This is a genomic window from Geobacter metallireducens GS-15, assembly GCF_000012925.1.
GTDB lineage: Bacteria > Desulfobacterota > Desulfuromonadia > Geobacterales > Geobacteraceae > Geobacter > Geobacter metallireducens.
Map to the genome: position 1 here is coordinate 1,057,992 of NC_007517.1, position 22,018 is coordinate 1,080,009.

At 59.5% G+C, this 22,018-nt stretch carries 19 protein-coding genes and 1 riboswitch; of the genes, 18 read left to right on the top strand and 1 reads right to left on the bottom strand.

Going from position 1 to position 22,018, the window contains the following annotated elements:
- Window positions 1-15: 15 nt before the first annotated feature.
- The 6 genes from argJ to GMET_RS04790 all read left to right on the top strand — a co-directional run bounded on the left by argJ (window position 16) and on the right by GMET_RS04790 (window position 9,206).
- Entirely contained in the window at window positions 16-1,200 is a 1,185-nt protein-coding gene (argJ, locus tag GMET_RS04765; RefSeq protein WP_261974681.1) for a bifunctional glutamate N-acetyltransferase/amino-acid acetyltransferase ArgJ, read from the top strand.
- A gap of 108 nt (window positions 1,201-1,308) precedes the next feature.
- Complete coding sequence (locus GMET_RS04770; protein WP_004514436.1) at window positions 1,309-1,653, top strand: DUF2914 domain-containing protein; 345 nt, start codon at window positions 1,309-1,311, stop codon at window positions 1,651-1,653.
- Between the two features lie 64 nt (window positions 1,654-1,717).
- Window positions 1,718-2,968 carry a serine hydrolase domain-containing protein gene (locus GMET_RS04775; protein WP_004514437.1) on the top strand — a complete coding sequence of 417 codons (1,251 nt, stop codon included), beginning with the start codon at window positions 1,718-1,720 and terminating at the stop codon, window positions 2,966-2,968.
- Between the two features lie 95 nt (window positions 2,969-3,063).
- Window positions 3,064-4,383: a response regulator gene (locus tag GMET_RS04780; RefSeq protein WP_004514438.1), complete on the top strand. Its 1,320-nt coding sequence runs from the start codon at window positions 3,064-3,066 to the stop codon at window positions 4,381-4,383.
- A gap of 100 nt (window positions 4,384-4,483) precedes the next feature.
- Window positions 4,484-7,147, top strand: a complete 2,664-nt coding sequence (locus GMET_RS04785) for a valine--tRNA ligase (protein ID WP_004514439.1) — start codon at window positions 4,484-4,486, stop codon at window positions 7,145-7,147.
- Window positions 7,148-7,304: 157 nt separating this feature from the next.
- Window positions 7,305-9,206, top strand: a complete 1,902-nt coding sequence (locus tag GMET_RS04790) for a bifunctional diguanylate cyclase/phosphodiesterase (protein WP_004514440.1) — start codon at window positions 7,305-7,307, stop codon at window positions 9,204-9,206.
- 49 nt (window positions 9,207-9,255) lie between these two features.
- On the opposite strand, the gene GMET_RS04795 is transcribed toward GMET_RS04790, so the two are convergent.
- On the bottom strand, window positions 9,256-10,212 hold the full coding sequence (locus GMET_RS04795) for an IS110-like element ISGme8 family transposase (RefSeq protein WP_004513407.1): 957 nt from the start codon (window positions 10,210-10,212) through the stop codon (window positions 9,256-9,258).
- A gap of 347 nt (window positions 10,213-10,559) precedes the next feature.
- On the opposite strand from GMET_RS04795, the gene GMET_RS04800 reads away from it, so the two are divergent.
- From GMET_RS04800 to GMET_RS04855, 12 genes are all read left to right on the top strand, one after another.
- On the top strand, window positions 10,560-11,339 hold the full coding sequence (locus GMET_RS04800; protein WP_004514353.1) for a prepilin peptidase: 780 nt from the start codon (window positions 10,560-10,562) through the stop codon (window positions 11,337-11,339).
- Between the two features lie 10 nt (window positions 11,340-11,349).
- Complete coding sequence (locus GMET_RS04805) at window positions 11,350-12,945, top strand: sensor histidine kinase (RefSeq protein ID WP_004514354.1); 1,596 nt, start codon at window positions 11,350-11,352, stop codon at window positions 12,943-12,945.
- The gene (locus tag GMET_RS04810) at window positions 12,942-14,306 is read left to right on the top strand and encodes a sigma-54-dependent transcriptional regulator (RefSeq protein WP_004514355.1); all 1,365 of its coding nucleotides are present in this window, start codon (window positions 12,942-12,944) and stop codon (window positions 14,304-14,306) included. The genes GMET_RS04805 and GMET_RS04810 overlap by 4 nt, the downstream gene beginning before the upstream one ends.
- 96 nt (window positions 14,307-14,402) lie before the next feature.
- A complete protein-coding gene (locus tag GMET_RS04815) occupies window positions 14,403-14,972 on the top strand; it encodes a pilus assembly FimT family protein (protein ID WP_004514356.1) in 570 nt (189 codons plus the stop codon).
- Between the two features lie 197 nt (window positions 14,973-15,169).
- Window positions 15,170-15,682 carry a GspH/FimT family pseudopilin gene (locus GMET_RS04820; RefSeq protein ID WP_004514357.1) on the top strand — a complete coding sequence of 171 codons (513 nt, stop codon included), beginning with the start codon at window positions 15,170-15,172 and terminating at the stop codon, window positions 15,680-15,682.
- A gap of 7 nt (window positions 15,683-15,689) precedes the next feature.
- Window positions 15,690-16,082 carry a type IV pilus modification PilV family protein gene (locus GMET_RS04825; protein ID WP_004514358.1) on the top strand — a complete coding sequence of 131 codons (393 nt, stop codon included), beginning with the start codon at window positions 15,690-15,692 and terminating at the stop codon, window positions 16,080-16,082.
- 11 nt (window positions 16,083-16,093) lie between these two features.
- Window positions 16,094-16,777: a prepilin-type N-terminal cleavage/methylation domain-containing protein gene (locus tag GMET_RS04830; protein WP_004514359.1), complete on the top strand. Its 684-nt coding sequence runs from the start codon at window positions 16,094-16,096 to the stop codon at window positions 16,775-16,777.
- A 53-nt stretch (window positions 16,778-16,830) separates the two neighbouring features.
- Complete coding sequence (locus GMET_RS04835; protein WP_238378976.1) at window positions 16,831-17,316, top strand: hypothetical protein; 486 nt, start codon at window positions 16,831-16,833, stop codon at window positions 17,314-17,316.
- Window positions 17,317-17,365: 49 nt separating this feature from the next.
- Window positions 17,366-20,458 carry a pilus assembly protein gene (locus GMET_RS04840; RefSeq protein ID WP_011365750.1) on the top strand — a complete coding sequence of 1,031 codons (3,093 nt, stop codon included), beginning with the start codon at window positions 17,366-17,368 and terminating at the stop codon, window positions 20,456-20,458.
- Window positions 20,458-20,799, top strand: coding sequence for a hypothetical protein (locus tag GMET_RS04845; RefSeq protein ID WP_004514362.1), 342 nt, complete (start codon window positions 20,458-20,460; stop codon window positions 20,797-20,799). The genes GMET_RS04840 and GMET_RS04845 overlap by 1 nt, the downstream gene beginning before the upstream one ends.
- A 22-nt stretch (window positions 20,800-20,821) precedes the next feature.
- Window positions 20,822-21,379, top strand: coding sequence for a hypothetical protein (locus GMET_RS04850; RefSeq protein WP_004514363.1), 558 nt, complete (start codon window positions 20,822-20,824; stop codon window positions 21,377-21,379).
- 94 nt (window positions 21,380-21,473) lie between these two features.
- Window positions 21,474-21,550: riboswitch (cyclic di-GMP riboswitch) on the top strand.
- A gap of 264 nt (window positions 21,551-21,814) precedes the next feature.
- Window positions 21,815-22,015 (top strand): helix-turn-helix transcriptional regulator, encoded by a 201-nt coding sequence (locus GMET_RS04855; protein ID WP_004514364.1) that lies wholly within the window; start codon window positions 21,815-21,817, stop codon window positions 22,013-22,015.
- The last annotated feature ends 3 nt before the right edge of the window (window positions 22,016-22,018 follow it).

Sequence of the window (22,018 nt, forward strand, 5' to 3'; positions counted from 1 at the left end):
AAACAAGCGGAGGGCATGATGAACATAAAAGGATTCAAATTCTCCGCCGTGGAGGCGGCCATCAAGAAGCCGGGGCGCCTGGACCTGGCACTGATTGTCTCCGAAACGCCGGCTGCGGTGGCAGGGGTCTATACCACGAACGCGGTGAAGGCGGCGCCGGTCCTCCTCGATCAGGAACGGACGAAAAAGGGCGCCTGCCGGGCAATTGTCGTCAACAGCGGGAACGCCAACGCCTGCACCGGTCCTGTCGGATTGGCCGATGCCCGGGAGACGACGCGGCTTGTGGCCGACGGGGTCGGTTCCGCGGAGGAGGAGGTGCTCGTCTGCTCCACCGGCGTCATCGGCGTGCCCCTTCCCATGGAGCGGATGCGAGCCGGGATTCCTCCCCTTGTCCGGGGACTCGGCACGGGCACCTTCGACGACGTGGCCCGCGCCATCATGACCACCGACACCTTTCCCAAGATGGAGGTCAGGACGGGGAAGGCCGGCGGCATGGAGTACACCGTAGCCGGCATCGCCAAGGGGGCAGGGATGATCATGCCCAACATGGCCACCATGCTCGCCTTTATCGTGACCGACGCGGCGGTGGACCCGACGTGGCTCCGGACGGTCTTTGCCGCCGGGGTGGAGCGCTCCTTCAATGCCATCACCGTGGACGGCGACACCTCCACCAACGACACCGCCCTCATCATGGCCAACGGCGCTGCCGGCAACCCGGTGCTCTCTGCCGGGAGCGACGATGCTGCCGAGTTTGTGCGGCTTCTGGACGAGGTGCTCCTGGCTCTTGCCAAGCTCATCGTCAAGGACGGTGAGGGGGCCACAAAGTTCGTGGAGATCACCGTCAAGGGGGCCCGGTCCGATGCCGACGCCAAGCGGGCAGCCATGGCGGTGGCAAACTCGTGCCTCGTGAAGACCGCATTCTTCGGCCAGGACGCCAACTGGGGACGGATCTTCGCGGCGGTGGGGTACTCGGGCGCCGAAGTGGATCCTGACCGGACCGAACTGTTCTTTGATGACGTGCAGATGGTTAGAGCCGGGGTCTTTACTGGTGGCGATGCGGAAGCGCGGGGGACCGAGATCCTCAAAAAGAGGGAATTCAGCGTGACGGTTGATCTCCACCTGGGCGAGGGGGTCTCCACGGTCTATACGTCGGACCTCTCCTACGACTATGTCAAGATCAACGCCGATTACCGGACCTGAGGAAAGCGCGGACGAACCTGCTTCTACGGCACGGGGGTAATGCTCATGAGAAAACTGTTCGCATTTCTGACGGCATTTTGGTTGTGTCTGCCTGGAGCGACAGCGTCAATGGCTGCCGAGGGCGGCTCCCTGCGGATCACCGAGATGGCCGTTACGACCAAGGTCTCCCGCAACAATCCCATCGATGCGGTCCGGCGGATCAATCACCGGTCGGTTCCCGCCCTCTACTGCTTCACCCGGATCGTCAATCCTTCGGGGGAGGAGACGCCCATCCGGCACGTCTGGTACCGGAACGGTGAAGTGGTGGGCGAGCAGGAGCTTCAGGTCAAGGGCCAGAAGTGGCGCACCTGGAGCAAGCGTCCCATTGACCGCGATTCCATCGGCACATGGCGGGTTGAAGCCCTCGACAGCGCAGGGAAGCTGCTGAAGGCGGTTGAGTTCCGGATAAACTGAGGACCGGTTCGCACAGACGCTCTGGAGGGGAGGCAACTCCCCTTTGCCGTTTCTGGAGAGCCGAATGATGGCCCCTGTTTTGCAAGAAAAGCTGGAGTCTGCTACCAATCGTCTGGTGATGGGGTCCGCTATGTGCCGTAAGCTCTTCATTCTGCTCCTCATCCTTTTTACCTCTCTGCCGGTGTTCGCCGGCGACACCCCTCTCGCCCCCTTTCCATGGCAGAATACCGTTTCGCGCCTGATGGACAAGGCCATGGCCGACGGGCTCGTCGCCGGGGGGGTGGTGGTCGTGGGAAATCGCCACGGCATCGTCTACGAATCGGCCTTCGGCAGGGTCTCCGGTGAGTCCGGCGCCCTTCCGGTCTCGACAGAAACCATTTTCGATGTGGCATCCCTCACCAAGGTGGTGGCCACGGCGCCGGTTGTCATGGGGTTGGTGGAGCAAGGGCGACTTTCCCTTGCCGATCCCGTCACCCGCTGGTTTCCCGAGTTCGCCGGCAAGGGGAAGGATGGGGTCCTGGTGGAGCATCTGCTGACCCATACCTCGGGGCTCGACGACTTCCCGCTTTCAGCCTCAAGTCCTCTCCTGAGCGCCCTCGAAGGGGTTGCCCGCCAGAAGCTCAAGGGGGAACCCGGCCACCGTTTCCGGTACGCCGATATCAATTTCATCCTCCTGGGAGAACTGGTACGTCGGGTGACCGGCACACCGCTGGACCGCGTCGTGTCTGAAACCGTCTATGGCCCCCTTGCCATGACGGCGACCTGTTTCAATCCCGGTCCGGCCGCTGCCGGCCGCTGCGCGGCAACCCTTGATGTCGGGGGCGGTCCCCAATTCGGGAAGGTTCAGGACACCACGGCCAGGCTCCTTGACGGCGTGGCTGGACACGCGGGAATCTTTACCACGGCCGGCGACCTGGCCCGCTTTTGCCGCATGATTCTTGGCGATGGAGAGCTTGACGGCCAGCGGGTGCTCGCGGCCCCGACCCTGCGCCAGATGGCGGCCCCCCATTTCTCCCGTGGCGGCACGGTGCGCCGGGGCCTGGGATGGGACATCGCGTCACCCTACTCTTCGCCGAAGGGGAGAGGGTTTTCCGAAGCCTCCTTCGGGCACACCGGCTATTCGGGAAGCTCCCTCTGGATCGATCCCGAGAACGACGTCTTCGTGGTTCTCCTCTCCTCGCGACTCGACTACCGGAGCACGCGGGCATTCTCGAAGCTCAGGAACGATCTCTCCACGGTGGCCTTTGCCATGCTCCACCCAGACCTTCGGGAACTGTCCGAAATCGCCATGTTCAAGGCCCCGCAGGGCCGGTAAACATCTTGACACCCACCGGGGGGCTGTGCTAGTTTTTCCGCGGTTGTTCGCGGTTTTTCAGGACTTACGGCGCTCCTATCCGAGGAGGTTTTTTCATGGGCAACAGGATTCTCCTTGCCGACGACAGCATCACAATCCAGAAGGTCGTGGGGATCATCTTCGCCAACGAGGACTGCGACCTTACTGTCGTTGACAATGGGGACTCCGCTGTGGAGAAGGCCCGCGAAGTCACCCCTGATGTGATGCTGGTGGACGCCCTCATGCCCGGCAAGTCCGGCTACGAGGTCTGTACCGCCATCCGGAAGGATCCCGCCCTCGGCACTGTCCCCATCCTCCTCATGACCGGTGCCTTCGAGCCCTTTGACGAGGAGAAGGCCCGCCAGTGCGGCGCCGACGATTTCATCTCCAAGCCTTTCGAGTCCCAGCAACTTATCGACAAGGTCAAAACTCTCCTTGATCTTGGCAAAAGCCGGGCCGGGGCGCCGTCAGTGGCGGCAGCAGCACCGACTATGACGGCCGTGACGCCGCCTGCGGCGCCGACAGTGGCAGAGGCGGCTGAATCAATTGCGTCCGTTGCACCAGTTGCTGCCGGGCCGGTTGAGTCCTTTGCCATTGAATTCGACGAACCCGCGTCCAGTGAGCCCCAGCCGGCCGTGACGCCACCTCCCACCCCCGAACCCACGGCCGCCAAGGTAACCGTGCCCGAACCGCAACCCTTTGTCTTCGCGGTTGAGGAGGCATCTCCCGCCGATGATCTCTGGGGTGCTTTCGAGCTTGAGGACGAGGTTGTCGGTGACGAGCCTGTCAAGTCCAGCCAGGCGGCTGCCGATGGAGCGTCCGCCGCAGTAGACGAGGTTTCTCCCTTTGGGCTGGAACAGACTCCGGACGTCTTTGGTGCCGGAACGGGGCCTGCCGCCGAGTCGGTCGATTTCGGCTTTGCCTCTGCCAGCGACGAGTTCGGTTTTGCCGTGGCGGCGGAAACGCCTGCTCCGTCAGCTTCCGTCGAACCGGCACCCTTCAGTGCTCCCCCCATGGATGAGTCATTCGTATTCGGCGAGGAGAGCGCTGAAAGCGTTGTTGAGCCGTACGGAAGCATTTCCGAAACGCCGGTTTCCGGAGCGTTTGACCCGGGCATCGAGCCCTTTGAAATGCCCTTGAAAACGGAATTTACTCCGGCCGCCGGGGTATCTTCATTTGCTCCTGAAGAGAAACCGGTTCCGTCATCCGCGTCCTTCACTGCTGCGCCCGCTGTCGAGGGGGGTGGAGGGACCATCACCCTGACCGAGGAGCAGCTTGCTGCAGCCATCTCCCGCATTTCCCGGGAGGTCATCGAGCGGATCGCGTGGGAAGTGGTGCCCGATCTGGCCGAAACCCTCATCAAGGAAGAGATCCGCCGGATCAAGGAAGGCAGTTAGGAACCGGGGACCGGGGGGCAGGGACCGGCAGGAATTGTTGCGCTGAAATGGGGATGACACATCCCCATTTTTCATTTTGCAGATGAAAGAGGTTATCCCAATGGCAGACAAGGAACTGGCAAAGGTCTACGAACCCCAGGCCGTTGAAGAGAAGTGGTACCGGACGTGGGAGCGGGAAGGGTACTTCCGCGCCGAAGCGGTGAGCGACAAGCCTTCCTACAGCATCGTCATCCCTCCTCCCAACGTCACGGGGGCCCTCCACATGGGGCATGCCCTCAACAATACCCTCCAGGACGTCCTCTGCCGATGGAAGCGGATGAGCGGCCACAATGTCCTCTGGATGCCCGGCACCGACCACGCCGGCATTGCCACCCAGAACGTGGTGGAGCGGCAGCTTGCCGCCGAAGGGAAGAGCCGCCACGAACTGGGGCGCGACGCGTTCATCGAGCGGGTCTGGAAGTGGAAGGCCGAGTCCGGCGGGCAGATCATCGGGCAGCTGAAGCGCCTCGGTGCCTCCTGCGACTGGGAGCGGGAGCGCTTCACCATGGACGAGGGGCTCTCCCGGGCCGTGCGCGAGGTCTTTGTCCGCCTCTACGAGGAAGGGCTCATCTACCGGGACAACCGCCTCATCAACTGGTGCCCTCGCTGCCACACGGCCCTCTCGGACATCGAGGTGGAGCACGAGGAGAAGGCGGGAAACCTCTGGCATCTCCGCTACCCCGTGGCGGATGAACCGGGCCGTTTCGTCGTGGTTGCCACCACCCGCCCCGAGACCATGCTGGGGGACACCGCCGTGGCGGTCCACCCCGAGGACGAGCGCTACGCCGGCCTGGTGGGGAAGACGGTCATCCTGCCGCTGCTGAACAGGCAGATTCCGGTGGTGGCCGACGACTACGTGGACCGGGAGTTCGGCACCGGCGTGGTGAAGATAACGCCGGCCCACGACTTCAACGACTTCGAGGTGGGGCGGCGCCACAATCTCGACGTGATCAATGTCTTTGACGAGTCGGGGGTCATCAATGCCGCCGGCCACCAGTACGAGGGGATGGACCGCTTCGCTGCCCGGAAGAAGATCGTGGAGGACCTGGAGGCCCAGGGGCTCCTGGAGAAGATCGACGACCACGCCCTGGCCGTGGGTGGGTGCTATCGCTGCAAGACCGTGGTTGAGCCCTACCTCTCGCTCCAGTGGTACGTGAAGGTGGGCCCCCTGGCCGAAGAGGCCCTGGCCGCGGTGAAGGACGGCCGCACCCGCATCGTTCCCCAGCAGTGGGAGAACACTTACTACGACTGGATGGAGAACATTCGCGACTGGTGCATCTCCCGTCAGATCTGGTGGGGACACCGGATACCGGCCTGGTACTGCGACCACTGCGGCGAGACCACCGTGGCCAAGGTGGATCCGACCAAGTGCTCCAAGTGCGGCAGCGACGAGATCCGCCAGGAGACCGACGTGCTGGACACCTGGTTCTCCTCGGCGCTGTGGCCCTTCTCCACCTTGGGGTGGCCCGACCAGACGTCGGAGCTGAAGACCTTCTACCCCACCTCGTGCCTCGTGACCGGCTTCGACATCCTCTTCTTCTGGGTGGCCCGGATGATGATGATGGGACTCCACTTCATGGGAGAGGTGCCGTTCCGCGACGTCTACATCCACGCCCTGGTCCGCGACGCCCAGGGGCAGAAGATGAGCAAGTCCAAGGGGAACGTCATTGATCCCCTGGTGGTCATCGACCAGTACGGCACCGACGCCTTCCGCTTCACCCTGGCGGCCTTCGCGGCCCAGGGGCGCGACATCAAGCTGGCCGAGGAGCGGATCGCCGGCTACCGGAACTTCGCCAACAAGATCTGGAACGCCTCCCGCTTCGCCCTCATGAACCTGGAAGGGTTCGATCCCGACGCCGTCGATCCGGCGGGTCTGGAGTTCTCCAACGCCGACCGCTGGATCCTCTACCGGTTCAACGCTGCCGCGGCCGATGTGCAGGAGGCTCTGGAAGCCTACCGCTACAATGACGCTGCAACGGCACTCTACCGCTTCACCTGGAGCGAGTTCTGCGACTGGTACATCGAGCTGGTGAAGGACGATCTCTACCGGGGTGACGAAACCCGCCAGCGGACGGCCCGCTACGTCCTTTGGCTGGTACTGGAGCATCTGTTGCGGCTCCTCCACCCCTTCATGCCGTTCATTACCGAGGAGATCTGGCAGGCCCTCCCCGGCAGGCGTCCCACGGCCACCATCATGACCGCGTCCTGGCCGACACCGGACCCCGCCTGGGATTTCGCCGCCGGTGCCGCCGAGATGGAGCTGGTTATGGAGGTGATCCGGGGGATCAGGAACATCCGGGGAGAGATGGATGTAGCCCCGTCCCGGGAGATCGCCGCCATCCTCAACTGCGGTTCAGAGGCAAGCCTCGATCTCCTGAAAAAGAACGAGGTCTACATCATGAGCCTGGCGCGGGTCTCTGACCTTGCCATCGGCACGGGGCTGGAGCGCCCGGCCGATGCGGCCATCTCGGTGGCCGGTGACGTGGAGGTGGCGGTGCCCCTCAGGGGGCTCGTGGACGTGGAGGAAGAGGAGAAGCGCCTCCTCAAGGAAATCGGCAAACTGGACAAGGACATCGAGTTCCTGGCGAAGAAGCTTGCCAATCCTTCCTTCGTTGAGCGGGCCCCCGCAGACGTGGTGGCCAAAGAGCGGGAGAAATTGACGGAGTTCAGCCAGAAGAAAGAGGTTCTCCTGGCAAGTCTCGACAAGATTCGAAATCTGAAATAATCATTGAAAACACGCCGTTGGGTATCTCAGCGGCGTTTTTTTATCCCTCGGTCGATGGGGTGGAAGGTGTTTTGCATTTCGTTTTCTGACCCTCTTGTTGTCAAATTTGTGACTGTTGGGGGATCTTACGGAAGTGAAGGCCCGGCGTACGTAATTTATGGCAGATCTCAAGCGCTACAATGACGGCCTCGTCAAGCTCGACCTCTGGATCAGGAGACTCCTGACCATGGGGGCCCCTGATCTCATCGACACCGCCCTCTGCGACGGGGCGTGCGACATCGTCCGTGCCGAAACCGGTGTCCTGACGGCCATCAATCGCCAGGCCGGTCTCCTTACCTTTACGGCGGCTTCCGGGGCCTGGAACCAGATGATGAAAGGGGTCACGGTTCCCCTGCGCAACGGCAACATCTGCGCGGCTCTGGCCGCCTGCGGAACCCCCCTCAGGGTCGACCGCCTTTCGCTCTTTTGCCGGGAAAGCTGCGAGCTCTTCCAGGTGGTGGAGATGAATACGGCCCTGCTGGTGCCCATCTTCGACGAGGGAAGGGTGGCTGCCTGTATCGCCGCGTTCCGCATGGACAAACCCTTCGACCAGGTCGACGAGCAACTGCTCCAGCAGTATGCCCACTCTGCCTCGGCGGTGCTGCGCAATTTCCGCCTCATGGAAGATCTCAGGCGCCACGCCGCCATGCTGGAAGAGGAGGTGGCGGAGCGTTCCCGGGCCGAGGAGCGGATTCGCCAGATGGCCTATTACGATTCCCTCACCGGGCTTCCCAACCGGCGACTCTTCAATGACCGTCTCCGGCAGTCCCTCGCCCTGGCCCAGCGCCACAAGAGGCCCTTGGCGGTCATGTTCCTGGACCTGGACCGCTTCAAGCTCATCAATGATACCCTCGGCCACGCCGTGGGAGACAGGCTCCTTATGGCGGTGGCAAAGCGCCTTAGAAACTGCTGTCGCCGCGAGGGGGACACGGTGGCGCGCCAGGGAGGCGACGAGTTCATCATCAACCTATCGGCCATCTCGGATGTGAAGGACGCCTTCACGGTGGCCCAGAAGATCATCGACGTCTTCAGAACACCCTTCGTCATTGACGGATATGAGTTGTTCATCACCACGAGCATCGGGATCAGCGTCTATCCCCACGACGGACGCTCCGGCGATGCCCTGGTGAAAAACGCCGACGTTGCCATGTACCGCGCCAAAGAGCAGGGACGCAACAACTGTCAGCTGTTTGCCCCTGAGATGAATGCCCGGGCCTTTGAGCGGCTCTCTCTGGAGAACGACATGCGGCGGGCGCTGGAGCGGGACGAATTCGTCCTCCACTATCAGCCCAAGGTGAACGTGGAGCATGGCCAGATCGCCTGCATGGAGGCCCTGGTCCGCTGGCAGCATCCCAGCATGGGGCTTGTTCCTCCGTCCCGCTTCATTCCCCTGGCCGAGGAGACCGGGCTCATCGTTCCCTTGGGAGAGTGGGTCTTGCGAACCGCCTGCCAGCAGAACCGGGCATGGCAGGATGCCGGCTATCCCACCATGCAGGTGGCGGTAAATCTCTCACCCCGCCAGCTCCGGCAGGGAGACCTGTCGGAGACGGTGGCGCGGGTCCTGGCGGAGACCGGGCTTGCCCCGGGGTGGCTCGTCATCGAGGTTACCGAAAGCATCCTCATGGACGATGCCGAGGAGACGATCAGAACCTTCCGGCGGCTGGATAGAATGGGGGTCCGGATTTCCATCGACGATTTCGGCACTGGTTATTCGTCGCTTCACTATCTGAAAAAGTTTCCGGTCCATACCCTCAAGATCGACCGTTCCTTCGTACGTGAGATCGCCTCCAACCCGGACGATGAGGCCATTGCCGGCGCTGTCATCAGCATGGCAAAAGGGCTCAACCTGGGAGTGGTTGCGGAGGGGGTGGAAACCGTGGAGCAGATGGAAGTGCTCAGGGCACTGAACTGCCGGTACATGCAGGGATTCCTCTTCAGCGAGCCCGCTCCCGCCGAGCAGTTCACCCCGGTGCTCGGTCACGCGGCCACGCCGTATCTCAACTTCGGCAAGTGGTGTTGAGCGGGAAAAGCATCTGAAACACGGAGCAACCGTGTTCTCAGTCAACAAATTAGTGCAGAAGTGGAGTGAATTTCGAGTGATCCCACTTCTGGTTGTTTTTCACCATGGCATTGAGGATGGTGAGTAGTTTTCGCATGCAAGCGGTGATCGCGACTTTGTGAAGTTTTCCGGCGCTTGTAAGGCGTTGATAGAAGGCTTTTATAACCGGGTTAAACCTGGCGGCACACAATGTTGCCATGTACAGGACAGAACGCACGGTTGCTCTGCCACCGGAGATTGCGCGCTTTCCACGGAATTTGCCACTGTCCCGATTATAGGGGCATACTCCGACCAGAGCGCCAAGCTGCTGTCGGGAAATGGTCCCCAACTCCGGAAGTGCTGCCAGTATGGTGGCCGCAGTCACAGGGCCGATGCCCTTGACACTGGTAAGGATTTCTTCTTTTGCCTTCCAGGATTCGCTGGACTGAATAAGAGTTGAGATGTCTTTATCAACGTCATCGATCTGCTGTGTCAGCCAGGCAATATGGGTCATGATGCCTTTGCGGACCGTAGGTGCAGCGGAAATCACGCGATTTTTTTCCGCCACAAGCATCTCGACCAACTGCCGGCGGCGGGCCAGCAGTGCTGCTAGATTTTGGCTTGTCTCGTCCTTGAGCGGCCTGATTTCAGGCTTGATGGCTTGGGCAAATCGGGCAATGATCTTGGCATCAAGAATATCGGTCTTCGCCAGCAGCCCGCATGCTTTGGCAAAGTTTCTGACCTGCCGAGGATTAACCACGACCACTGGCAGACCCGCTGCTGATAAGGTGCTGACAGCTAGCATCTCCAAGCCGCCGGTGGCTTCGAGAACAATCCGACAAGGGGCGTTCGTAATGAGCCACGTCGTCAGCTCAGCACAACCGGCATCATCGTTAGTCACCCTTTTCTGGTCACCAGTTGGCATGAGGTAGACATCAAGATGCTCTTTACTAACGTCGACTCCAACAACTGCATCATTGGGTTCCATATTCTCTCCAGTCCCTTTCTTGCGAAAATTCGGGCTCGTTTCGGCCCAAGCAACCGTTCGGGTTGAGGAAAGATGGACACGACGCATTACGCTCTGTGACGGGCTCAATTGGCCCAAGCAACGACCAAGCTGTCGTGTCCAATTCTGGAGAACATATAACCGGTTACTGAAACATACAAGCAACTGAGCAACGGAGTAAAATCTGAGGGAAAACCCTTTAACATTCCAGTCTTCAACCACATACAGAAGATCTGGCAAATTATTGGGTTAAGCATTGACATCTCCGTTGCTCCGTTGCTCCGTGTTATTATGACTGCCGTTTTCATGATTGCTTACAGGATCATTTCATGTCCCCAGTGGTTATTTTTGCACTATTTTCTTTTCTCCTCGGCGCCGCGGTCGGCTCCTTCCTCAACGTCTGCATTTACCGGCTGCCGGCGGGGGAATCGGTGGTTTCTCCCCCATCCCGCTGCCCTGCCTGTGGTGCCAGAATCCGCCCGTGGCACAACATCCCGATTCTCGGCTGGCTGATCCTGCGAGGGAAGTGCCGCGACTGCGGCGCCCCCATTTCGCCCCGCTACCCCTTTGTGGAGTTGCTGAACGGCCTCCTCACCCTCGCCCTTTTCCTGAAGTTCGGGCCGTCTCCCACCTTCCTGGTCCTCTTCGTCTTCTGCTCGGCCCTGGTGGCCGTCACCTTCATCGACCTGGACCACCAGCTCATCCCCGACGTCATCAGCCTGCCGGGGATCGTGGTGGGCTTTGCTTGCTCCTTCGCGCTCCCGTGGCTTGGCTGGAAAAGTTCCCTCATCGGCATCGTGGCCGGCGGGGGAAGCCTTCTGTCCGTGGCGCGGCTCTACGAGCTCCTGACGAAGAAGGAAGGGATGGGGGGAGGCGACATCAAGCTCCTGGCCATGATGGGGGCGTTCCTTGGCTGGCGCTCCGTGCCGTTCATCATCTTCGCCTCGTCCCTCATCGGATCGGTGATCGGCGTCACCCTCATGCTCGTCCAGAAAAAAGACTCCAAGCTCGCCATTCCCTTCGGGCCGTTCCTGGCGACGGGGGCCGTGCTCTACATCTTCTTCGGCAAGACGATCATCACCTGGTACCTGACTTTGGGCGCCCGCTAGGGAGGCCTTCGTGAAGCAGTTTCGCTTCAGCTTCAGCTTCCTGATCCTCTCGTCCCTCTCCTTCATCCTGGTCCTCACCTGGGTGCTCCTCAGCCTCATCTCCTTCAAGACTGCCGAGAACGACCTCCTGCAGCAGAAAAGCGACAAGGCGCGGCTTCTCCTCGCGTCCTTCACGGCCCTGGTCCCCCGGGACCCGGCGGCCGTGGCGTCGTCTCCGGCCAGCACCCTGGCACAGCGGTTCGCCCGGGAAGGGGAGTTCGTGGGGCTCACGGTGTCAGGACGCGACGGCACGGTGTTGTACAGTCTGGGATCGGAAGTCCTCGGCGACGGGATGCTCGCCGAAACCATCGCGTCCGGCGCTGAGTTAGCCCGGTTTTCCGGGGGACGCGGGACACTGCGCCGTTATGCGCCCCTTGTGCGCGACGGGAGATCCGTGGGGGCAGTCCGACTTGAGCTGTCATTAAAGGGAGAGCAGAAGCTCTTGGCCCAGTCGCGGCATCTCTTCTTGGCGTACTGTGTCCTTGATTTTCTCCTGCTTCTGGCGGTTGGCTCGTTCCTCCTCTCTCGCTTCATCGTGGCTCCCGTGCGCAGGCTTCTGGCAACCACCGAGCGCATCGGTCAGGGTGACTACAGCCATCGGGCCGCGGTGGGGGGCGGACGGGAGATCGCCGAATTGGCTGAATCATTCAACGGCATGGTCGATGCCCTGCGAGCCAAGCAGGAGGAGGCCGACCGGTATGTCCGGTCCCTGGAGCAGGCCAACCGGGAGCTCCAGAAAGCCCGGGAAGAGGCGCTTCGTTCCGAAAAACTGGCATCGGTGGGGCTTCTGGCTGCTGGTACAGCCCACGAGATCGGCACTCCCCTCACGTCAATTATGGGGTATGCGGGGCTTCTCATGGACGAGGTGGCCGATGACCCCCGAAAAGCCGACTACCTGCGCCGCATCGAACGGGATGCGGAGCGGATCGACCGGATCGTACGCGACCTCCTCAATTTTGCCCGCCCCGCCGAGGGGACCACGGAGACCGTCGATGTGGTCGCTCTCGTGGCCTCGACCCTGGAGATGCTCGAACTGCAGGGGGCCTTCAAGGGGATTGCAGTGACCGTGGACGCCGCCGGGGAGCTTCCCCCGATCGTGGTTGACCCATTCCAGCTCCAGCAGGTGCTCATCAACCTGTTCATAAACGCCCGCGACGCCATGTCCGATGGCGGCAAACTTGACGTCAGAACCAGTGCCGACTGGTTCACTCCCCCCGTTCAGACCACCGGTTCGTCTCTCCATGTCAGCGGGCGCCGCAGGGAAGATTTCGACGGCGTGTTCCGCGCATCCTTCGCCGCCGAGAGTGAACCGGTCCCCTGTGTCCGTATCGAGGTGGCCGACACCGGCTGCGGCATTGCACCGGAAAGACTCGGGCGGATCTTCGACCCGTTCTTTACCACCAAGGAACCCGGCAAGGGGACCGGCCTCGGGCTTGCCATCTCGGCCCGCATCGTCGATTCCTTCGACGGGCGGATCACCGTGGAGAGCTCTGTGGGGAAGGGGACCACGTTTGTCATCTGGCTCCCGGTCGCCGGGAGCGTGACGGACAAAGGAATGGAGCAATGAAACAACGGGTGCTGGTCATCGACGACGAGGAGAACCTGCGGCACATGCTTGGGGCCATGCTTCGCAAGAACGGCTACCATGCCGACGAGGCGGCGGACGGTGAGCAGGCCCTCGCCATGGCGGGGGAGCATCCCTATGACTTTATCATCTGCGATATCCGGATGCCGGTCCTGGATGGGCTCGGTTTCCTCCGCAGGGCCCAGGAGGCGGGGATAGGTGGCACCATCATCATGATGTCCGCCTATGGCACCATCGATACGGCGCTCCAGTGCATGAAGGAGGGGGCCTACGACTACGTTTCCAAGCCCTTCAAAAACGACGAGATCCTGCTGGTGCTCAAGAAGGCCGAGGAGCGGGAGCGGCTCAAAACGGAAAACTGCCGGCTGCGGGCTGAGGTTGCCCGGGAGTACTCCTTCGGCGCCATCGTGAGCCGCAATCCTCGGATGCGGGAGATTTTCGAGCTCATCCGCAAGGTCTGCGACGTGAAGACTTCGGTCCTCGTCCTGGGCGAATCGGGCACCGGCAAGGAACTGGTGGCCCGGGCCATTCACCACAACGGGAGCCGCCGGGATGCTCCCTTTGTGGCGGTAAACTGCGGCGCCATCCCCGAGCACCTTCTGGAATCGGAGCTCTTCGGCCACGTGCGGGGCGCCTTCACCGACGCCGCCTCCGACCGGACCGGGCTCTTCGAGGAGGCCCACGGCGGCACCCTTTTCCTGGACGAAATTGGCGAGATGCCCCCCTCGCTCCAGGTGAAGCTGTTGCGGGTCCTCCAGGAGGGGGAGGTGCGGCGCGTGGGGGCCGAGCGCCTCTCAAAGGTCGACGTGCGGGTTATCTCGGCCACATCCCGGGATCTGGAGCGGGAGGTGGCCGAGGGGCACTTCCGCGAGGATCTCTTCTTCCGTCTTAACGTCGTCAGCATCACCCTTCCCCCCCTGCGGGAGCGGCTGGAGGACGTGCCGCTCCTCGCGGGCCATTTTCTTAATAAACACGGCACTTCCCTTGGGAGGCCGGGAGCGCGGGTGTCTCCCGAGGCGTTGCGGCTCCTTTCCGCGTACGCATGGCCCGGCAACGTGCGGGAGTTGGAGAACTGCATTGAGCGGGCCCTCATCCTGGGAGACGGTGATGTTGTCGGCCCCGGGGCGCTCCCGGACGGGCTGCGGGGAGGTGGCGCGGGGTGGGCTATGGTGGGCCCGGACAACGACAATCTCTCCATCAAAAAGGCCGAGGAGCGGCTTGAGCGGGAGTTCATACGCCGCGCCCTCGAAAAGACCGGCGGCAACCGCACCCACGCGGCCCGGATCCTGGAAATCAGCCACCGTGCTTTGCTCTACAAACTGAAAGAGTATGATATGGAATAATGTTGGCACGTATTAATAAAATTGTTGTAATCTTACGAGGGCTGTGCAATTATTGCGCAGCCTTTTTTAATGTTATCCATGGGGGAGGTGCCGGGGATGGTGCCAGCACGCATCTCATGTCATGGCGGGAACGTCGGATGTGATAGAGGCTTCACGCTTCTTGAACTCATCCTTGTGGTGGCGATCATCAGCGTCATGAGCGCCATTGCGGTGCCGGCGTTCAGCAGTTTCTACGGTGACTTCCGGCTCAAATCCGTCGCCCGGGAGATCAGAGACCTCATTCGGGATGCAAAGCTGCTGAGCATCCAGGACAAACCGTGCGCAATCCTGTTCGATCCCGACAGATGCATGGCAACGCTTGTCTCCGGAAAGGGGCCTGATGACGAATGGGGAACCGGCGATGAGTCGGTTGTCAGAACATTGACTCTTCCCGAGGGAGTTAGGTACGGCTATGGCAGCCGCGGACCCTTGAAAGGGCGGACGAAGGCGGAGGACGGCATAAGCTTCGGGGATAACCGATTTGTCTGCGATGCCGGCATCACGGGAGATTGGGGCGCCGTCTACCTCCAGAGCCAGGCAGGTAGTGCCATGGTGATAACGGTCAATTCCAAAGAATTTAATCTGGGTGTCTACAAGTGGCGTGGAGGGGCGTGGGTGGAAATCTAGCCCTTCGCGCCCGGGAAATGCTTGGAAAGGCTATGCAAAATTTGCATAGCCTTTTGTTTGTTTTCCCGGCATGTTCAAATCTAGGTATTGTTCAACTCAGCTAAGATTAAGGGGTTTGGGGGAAGAAGGTCTGGTTTATCGTCTGGCACTATGCTTGCTTCCCTTGGTAAACGACCACAGAACAGACAGGATCAGAGATGATTTCCAAAGCACACAACAACCGAGGATTCTCACTCATCGAGTTGATTGTTACCGTTGCGATTATCGGCATCCTTGCCGGAATCGGGACGGTCATGTACCTGCGTGAGCTCCCGCTCTATCGGCTCAAGGATGCAACGCGCCTACTGTTCAGCGATATCCAGAGTGCCCGCATCTGCGCCCTGCGCAACGGTGCTCCGTGCACCCTTGAGCAGTTCCCGACCAATGGAAACGGTTATCGAATTGTCCAGAACGGGACGGTTCTCAAGACAATTGATTTGGGCGGTTTCACCGGCGTTTCATTCGGTAGCCTGAATGCCGACGCCCCTGCTCCCGATTCAGGGACCTTCACCAGCAACCAACTGGTCATTCAGCCCAGCGGAATTGCATCGACGGGAAATTTCTACCTCAAGGATAATCGCAACCCGGCGGATGGGAGAAGGATCGCGGTCAATGCCGCCGGCCGGCCGATAATTTCCTCGTGGGACAGTTCAACCTCCACCTATAAATGAGGGCGCTATGAAGGCCGTTGCGAATAATGGCTTATTTTTTCGAAGCAATGCAGGTTTCTCCCTGCTTGAGGCACTGATTGCCATTGCTATCCTATCCGTGGTGATGCTGGGGACGGCTTCGATGCTGTTCACGGGGATGTCGGGGAGTTTGGGGAGCAATAACCGGTATGTCGCCACCGCAACGGCCCAGTCCCGGATCGAAGCCCTCATGAATACTCCCTTCGCCAGCCTTGCCAGCCAGCTTACGCCAATAACGACCGTTTCCAACGGCATCAGTTACAACACAAAGTGGCAGGTAAACAATCTCACCAGCAATTTGGCCTTTATTAATATGTCCACTACGTGGACCGACAAAAACGGCAGGCACGGCATGAATTTTTCAGTCGTCAGGTCCCGGTGAGGAGGGGCGTTATGAGCCAATCATCCCTCAACGGTCGCCGTGGATTTACCCTTGTCGAACTCCTTGTCACCATGTTTGTTGCCGCTTTGGTGATCATGGCGGCCACGACGACTTTCATCGTACAGAACAAGATGGCGAGTGTCCAGTCCGCCACAAGTGATGTGCAGATAAGCGGTCAGATGGTGATGGATCTGCTCGAGCGCGACATCCGCATGGCCGGGTTTGGGGTGAGCAAGGCAACGGGACTGGCTGCCTCGGACAACGCCCTTGCCAACGATGCAACGTGTAGTGTCGGTACCGATGCTGTCCAGATCCGTTATTCGACGGCAATTTCATCCGGGTCGACCAGAGGTTCTCGGGCGTACAACTATTACGTCAGTAAGGACCCTGCCAACCCGGGGTTGATGCGGCAGGATCTCCTGCCGGGCGGGACAACGGATCCCATCGCGTCAAACGTAGAGGACCTGCAGATATCCGGGGTCTATGACGATGACGGTTCAGCGGTGAATCTGGGGAATGTCGATCCGGCCCGCCCCATGAGAGTTACTCTTCAGATTCTCCTGAAATCCCAGGCCAGGGATCCTGACTCCACGACAACTCCTCCGACAATTGGTAACGGTATAGCGCGGGCGGCCGACGGATACCGTAGGCGTACGTACTCGGTAACCGTCAGCCCCCGAAACTTCGGGCTCTAAGAACGGGAGGTAGTTCAGTGGTCATCCGCGGAACTCGAAAAAAGTGGTTCTTGATGCGCATGGGAGATCAGACCGGCATGGCACTGGTGACGGTCATTACCTTTGCTGCGGTTCTCATGGCCATGATGACCATGATGCTCAATACTACCATGGTCGAAACGGTGCTAGCGGGGGCCAGCACCGTCAGCAAGCGTACTCTCGTGGCTGCCGATGCGGGGCTCCAGTTTGTTCGGGGGACATTCGTCTACATGGGGAGCAACGGTTTTCCCGCGTCGTCCTCCACAGGCAACCTCACGGCGCAGGGGCAGGCCCAACTGCCGGCACCCCTGAACCAGAAGGTGACCTTCCTGAACCTGACGGGGATGGGGGTCGACTCAAATCTTCTGGTCGGCAGCGGTTTCAGCAGCAGGTATGTGGCGCCCACAGCCGGTGGAGGAGCATTGGTGCTGAAACCCTATCGCAGCCGGACCGTTGCCCGTGCCGAGAACGGGACTTCACGAAAGATCGTCGAGTTTGAGGGATTCAGTCTCGCACCCTAAACGGGTCGGAACTTTGTATTTCCGCACGAAACGCAGGGAGGTAGCAGCCATGTTGACGAGCAGGCTCTTTAAAAAGATCATGCGGATGCTTTCCGTTCCGGTCACCATCGCCCATCTCGCTGCGGCCCCGGGTATCGCCAGGGCCGATGACACCGAAATATATTCTGCCGGAGCCACCATGAAGCCGATGGTGATGATCATTATGGACAACTCCGGCAGCATGGGCGACCCGGTCCCCTACGACAACGCCACGGCCTATGCCGGAACATACACGAAAGACACCGTCTACCAGTATACGTGCACGGCGCGAAACAAGAAGGGGCAGTGCACGGCAACCCAGTGGCAGGTGTATACTGGCGTCTTTACCGATCAGATAAACCGGGATGGCGGCGTTGACGTTGCTGGTCAGGACGGGATCGACGACAGTAGCACCGCGCTCAAGACCGGCAACCGTCTCAACTACGAGGCGTTGCCCACCACCAGCAAGCTGAGCACGGCCAAGGGGGTGCTCAATAACCTGGTCGATCTGATGTACAATGACGTCGATTTCGGGTTCATGAAGTTCAACACCGAGGACGGCGGCAACATCATCTCGAAAATTGGCGCCACCATTACCGCCATGCATGGCCAGATCAGCGCCATCAACGCCACCACCTGGACTCCTCTCGCAGAGGCGCTGACCGATGCCGGTAAGTATTTCGAGGACACCTATACCGGCCAGTACAGCCCCTGGAATTCTAATAACTGGTGCCAGAAAGCCTTCATCATCATCGTCACCGATGGTGAACCAACCCACGATACCGACACAACCATCATCGGCCATTTTCTCGACCGCGGGCAGACGGGAATCACCGACGCCAACCGGGGGCAGAAATGGGACCAGGACGGTGACTACAATATGCACAGCACTACCACCACCGATCCCCTCAATAACGACGTCTGGGTCGCCGACGATACATACAGTGACACGGTCCCCCAGACGTTTCTCGATGATGTGGCCAAGTATCTCTATACCCACGATCTTCGTCCCGACCTGCAGGGAACCCAGAATGTAACGACGTACACCATCGGCTACGCCCATGACAGCCCCCTGCTGCAGAGAACCGCCCAGAACGGAGGGGGGCTGTACTTTACCGCTAACAACGCCGCGGAGTTGGAGCACAGCCTCCTCATGGCCCTGGACGACATCGCCAAAAAGCTTCAGACCTATACCGCTCCGGTCGTTCCCATAACCCGGACCTCAAGCGGCGACAAGATGTATCTGGCGTTCTTCAAGCCGCTGGCTTACTCCAAGTTCTGGGTCGGCGACCTCCACAAATACGGGCTGTCCAGTTCCAATCAGATCATCGACAGTGCTGGCAACCAGGCCACGGATTCATCGGGAGCCATGCTCGACACCGCCGTTCCGTACTGGAGCGTATCGTCACTGCTGAAGAGCCGGTCTACCGCCCGGAACATCTACACCTACCTCGGGACCAACAGTAACCTCACGGACAGCTCCAATGCCTTCACGATCGCCAACACCGCCTTGACGGCCGCCGTACTCGGCAATCCGGCCAAGAGCAACGCAGCCAACGCTGCCACCGCAGCCCGCGACGACCTGATCAACTACATACACGGCCAGGACGCCTATGATGACAATGGCAACCTGAACTGGACCGAAAAGCGGGACTTCATTCTCGGTGATATCCTCCACTCCGTGCCGCTGGTGGTGGACTACAACGGACCGACGGCCACCGACCCGAACCGGCACATTTTCTTCGGCTCCAACGACGGGATGCTCCACTGCATCAATGATGCGAACGGAAGCGAAGAGTGGGGCTTCGTGCCTCCCGACGCGCTTCCCCGCCTGAAGCTCTTTGAAGAGGGAAGCTCTCACCCGTATTTTGTCGATGGTTCCGTAAAGCTCTACCAACTGCGGAACTCGGCCGGTGTCATCACCAAGGCGATCATCATCTTCGGGCAGCGGGCCGGAGGCGACAACTACTACGCCCTTGATGTCACCAATCCCGCGTCGCCACAATTTCTTTGGAGAATCAACGGTTCATCCACCGGCTTCTCTGAAATCGGCCAGACCTGGTCAGAACCGCTGATAGCCAAAGTGAAGAAAAATGACAGCAACGGGGTGCCAGTCACCTATGATGCCGTTATCTTCGGTGCCGGCTTCGACTCGGCTCAGGCTAACACCAAGGCTGTCGCCGCTGCCGCCAAGGGGCGCGGAGTATTCATCGCCAACCTGCTCACCGGTGAGTTGATAAGCAGCTTCAAATACACAACCAGCAATGGAATGAACTATGCCATTCCCAGTAACGTAGCCGCCGTGGACATGGACTCCAATGGGATTGTCGACCGGATATATGTGGGGGACCTGGGGGGCAATCTTTGGCGGATTGGGAAGTCGCCCAACAGTACTGACCCCACTGATGCCCAGAAAGACATCAACCTCATCGATAACTGGGGAATCCGCAAGCTCTTTGCCTCCAACCCGGGAGCCGACGGCAGTTCGGGGCGGAAAATTTTCTATCAGCCCGAGATAGCCTTGCAGTCGGGGCATAACTATGTTTACTTCTCTACTGGAGACCGGGACAACCCCCGTTCGACGGATGCCGTGGACCGGCTTTACGGGGTGAAGGACACCAGCCCCGATCAGAGCGTGTTCGCCACCCTTACGGAAAACAGCCTGACCAATCAGACAGGTGTGGTAAGCAGTTCTATCTTGCCCCTGACAACAAGTGGCTGGTATGTTCGGCTCATAGCGGCTGCTGGCGAGAAGTCGCTGGCTGCGCCGGTCCTCTTCAACAAGTATGTACTGTTCGATACCTTCCTTCCCAATAATGCCCTCTGTGATATCGGTGGCGGGGCAAAGGTTTACGCCGTAAGCTACCTGAATGGCCTCTATTCGCGTTACAGTCTCGGCAACGGCATACCCACCGAGGCTGTACTGGTCGTCCGCCCGACGGGAACCACGGCTTTTGTCGGAGCCGGCGGCGGGGTCATTAATCTGTTAAACCTCATCCCTGATTCGCCTCCCACAGGTGGGGGAGGTGGCGGGGGAGATGGGAGTGCCAACCAGAAGCCAATACAAGAGATTTTCAATTTCGTGACCGGTATCATACCCATTTCATGGCGAGAGGTGTTCTGATGCGTTACCTGATGGTCGTTGCGGCAAGTCTTGTGTTCTGTGTCAATCTCGCCGTGGCTGGACAGGACGTTCACCGGGGGCTCCCCACACTTTCCTCTCTAGGAGTGAATTTCACCGATCTCATGACTCCGGAGGCTCACGAAGGGGTGGTCATGGAGGTGCGGGGCGCGGGAAGCTTTATTCTTCGGGAAAAGCTCTATATTATCTGCCAGGAGAGTGATGTCGACGGCACCCCGGCAAATCAGGCGAAATTTTCCCTGAAGAAGGGGGACACGGTCAAAGCTACCGTCTACAGGCTTCCGAACAAGACTTATTTCGTCTCAGAGCTGGAAATAAAGTAAGGGAAGATTCACTGTATTGAATATGGGCAAACCTGTAAGAAAAACTGGGCGGACGATTGCCGTACTGGTTGTCATAATACTAGGGGCCGCGTCGATTTATGTTGTCGCAACATGGCCCTATAACGTCGTGGGATGGATGACGTACCGCATATTGGGAAAGCCTTTCCCGTCACGGGTGACGGAGCTTCAAAACATTAAGCGTTTTCTCGATGCGAAACGGAAGCTCAACAAGAAGGAATACGATGCGGCGTTCCAGGGATTGCAGTACCTGCGACAAAATGTGGCAGTAACATTTCCCTTTTTCAAGGAAATTTACCTTTACCTCGGCTATATTCACGATCTGCGTGGTGATTTACGCGGCGAAGAGGCGCTTCACCGGGAGCTTGAGACAAAGGACAAGGTTTTTGCCCTATTCCTGGAAGGGTTGTATGCTATCCGGCATGGCAGGGATGTGGAGGGGAAGGGATACCTTGCCGAGTCGATAAAGCTGGATAACCAGTTCAACAGGCTCGGCAAGTACCGCGGGGTAGCCCTAAAAGCTCTCGGTACGGCAGCCCTCCCGAGAAAAAGTTCGAAATGAGGAATTTTCCCCTCAAGAAACGAACGTACAGGCCGATTAGTTAATCCAGAGGACATATACGCGAGTGTTCCTGGAAAAAACAGAATAGCTCCGATATCGACAATACTAAACCATCCGCGAGGGTGGGACGGAAAGCCTACAGGGTCTCTCTGAGACAGCCGGGATGCCGAAATATCACAATTCGTGATGCTCGGTCCCGGCATTTCTTTTTTGGACCCAGAAATACAGGTTGTCAAAATATCGGCAAGGAGTGGACGGAAATTGTCAGTCATTTGCTTCAATTCATGGAGTTTCGTTGCCAGAACGATCGAAATGTTTACGGTATCAATCTTGCTTAATTCGTTTCAACTTCATTTAATATTAACTAATTCCTTGACATTGATTTCAATTTCAGTACATTTCGCCGTAAACTACCTGGCTTTGCGGGATTGGGCGATGAAATTCAAGAACAACGTCAGAAAGATCAGAGAAGAACGGCTCATGAGCAAGGCTGAGCTTGCGCGCCTTGCGGGGGTCTCGCCGGCCACCATCGACAGGATCGAGCACGGTGAGGAGTGCCGGATGGAGACAAAGAGAAAGATCATTCTTGCCTTTGGTTTTTCATTGTCCGAGAAGGAAGCGGTCTTTCTCGACTAACCT

Coding starts and splice junctions, on each gene's coding strand:
- GMET_RS04825 (WP_004514358.1), top strand. CDS start 15,690: ATGAAGGCCGTTGCGAATAATGGCTTATTTTTTCGAAGCAATGCAGGT.
- GMET_RS04840 (WP_011365750.1), top strand. CDS start 17,366: ATGTTGACGAGCAGGCTCTTTAAAAAGATCATGCGGATGCTTTCCGTT.
- GMET_RS04815 (WP_004514356.1), top strand. CDS start 14,403: ATGGTGCCAGCACGCATCTCATGTCATGGCGGGAACGTCGGATGTGAT.
- GMET_RS04790 (WP_004514440.1), top strand. CDS start 7,305: ATGGCAGATCTCAAGCGCTACAATGACGGCCTCGTCAAGCTCGACCTC.
- GMET_RS04835 (WP_238378976.1), top strand. CDS start 16,831: ATGCGCATGGGAGATCAGACCGGCATGGCACTGGTGACGGTCATTACC.
- GMET_RS04775 (WP_004514437.1), top strand. CDS start 1,718: ATGATGGCCCCTGTTTTGCAAGAAAAGCTGGAGTCTGCTACCAATCGT.
- GMET_RS04795 (WP_004513407.1), bottom strand. CDS start 10,212: ATGGAACCCAATGATGCAGTTGTTGGAGTCGACGTTAGTAAAGAGCAT.
- GMET_RS04830 (WP_004514359.1), top strand. CDS start 16,094: ATGAGCCAATCATCCCTCAACGGTCGCCGTGGATTTACCCTTGTCGAA.
- GMET_RS04850 (WP_004514363.1), top strand. CDS start 20,822: ATGGGCAAACCTGTAAGAAAAACTGGGCGGACGATTGCCGTACTGGTT.
- GMET_RS04800 (WP_004514353.1), top strand. CDS start 10,560: ATGTCCCCAGTGGTTATTTTTGCACTATTTTCTTTTCTCCTCGGCGCC.
- GMET_RS04785 (WP_004514439.1), top strand. CDS start 4,484: ATGGCAGACAAGGAACTGGCAAAGGTCTACGAACCCCAGGCCGTTGAA.
- GMET_RS04770 (WP_004514436.1), top strand. CDS start 1,309: ATGGCTGCCGAGGGCGGCTCCCTGCGGATCACCGAGATGGCCGTTACG.
- GMET_RS04845 (WP_004514362.1), top strand. CDS start 20,458: ATGCGTTACCTGATGGTCGTTGCGGCAAGTCTTGTGTTCTGTGTCAAT.
- GMET_RS04855 (WP_004514364.1), top strand. CDS start 21,815: ATGAAATTCAAGAACAACGTCAGAAAGATCAGAGAAGAACGGCTCATG.
- GMET_RS04780 (WP_004514438.1), top strand. CDS start 3,064: ATGGGCAACAGGATTCTCCTTGCCGACGACAGCATCACAATCCAGAAG.
- GMET_RS04810 (WP_004514355.1), top strand. CDS start 12,942: ATGAAACAACGGGTGCTGGTCATCGACGACGAGGAGAACCTGCGGCAC.
- argJ (WP_261974681.1), top strand. CDS start 16: ATGATGAACATAAAAGGATTCAAATTCTCCGCCGTGGAGGCGGCCATC.
- GMET_RS04820 (WP_004514357.1), top strand. CDS start 15,170: ATGATTTCCAAAGCACACAACAACCGAGGATTCTCACTCATCGAGTTG.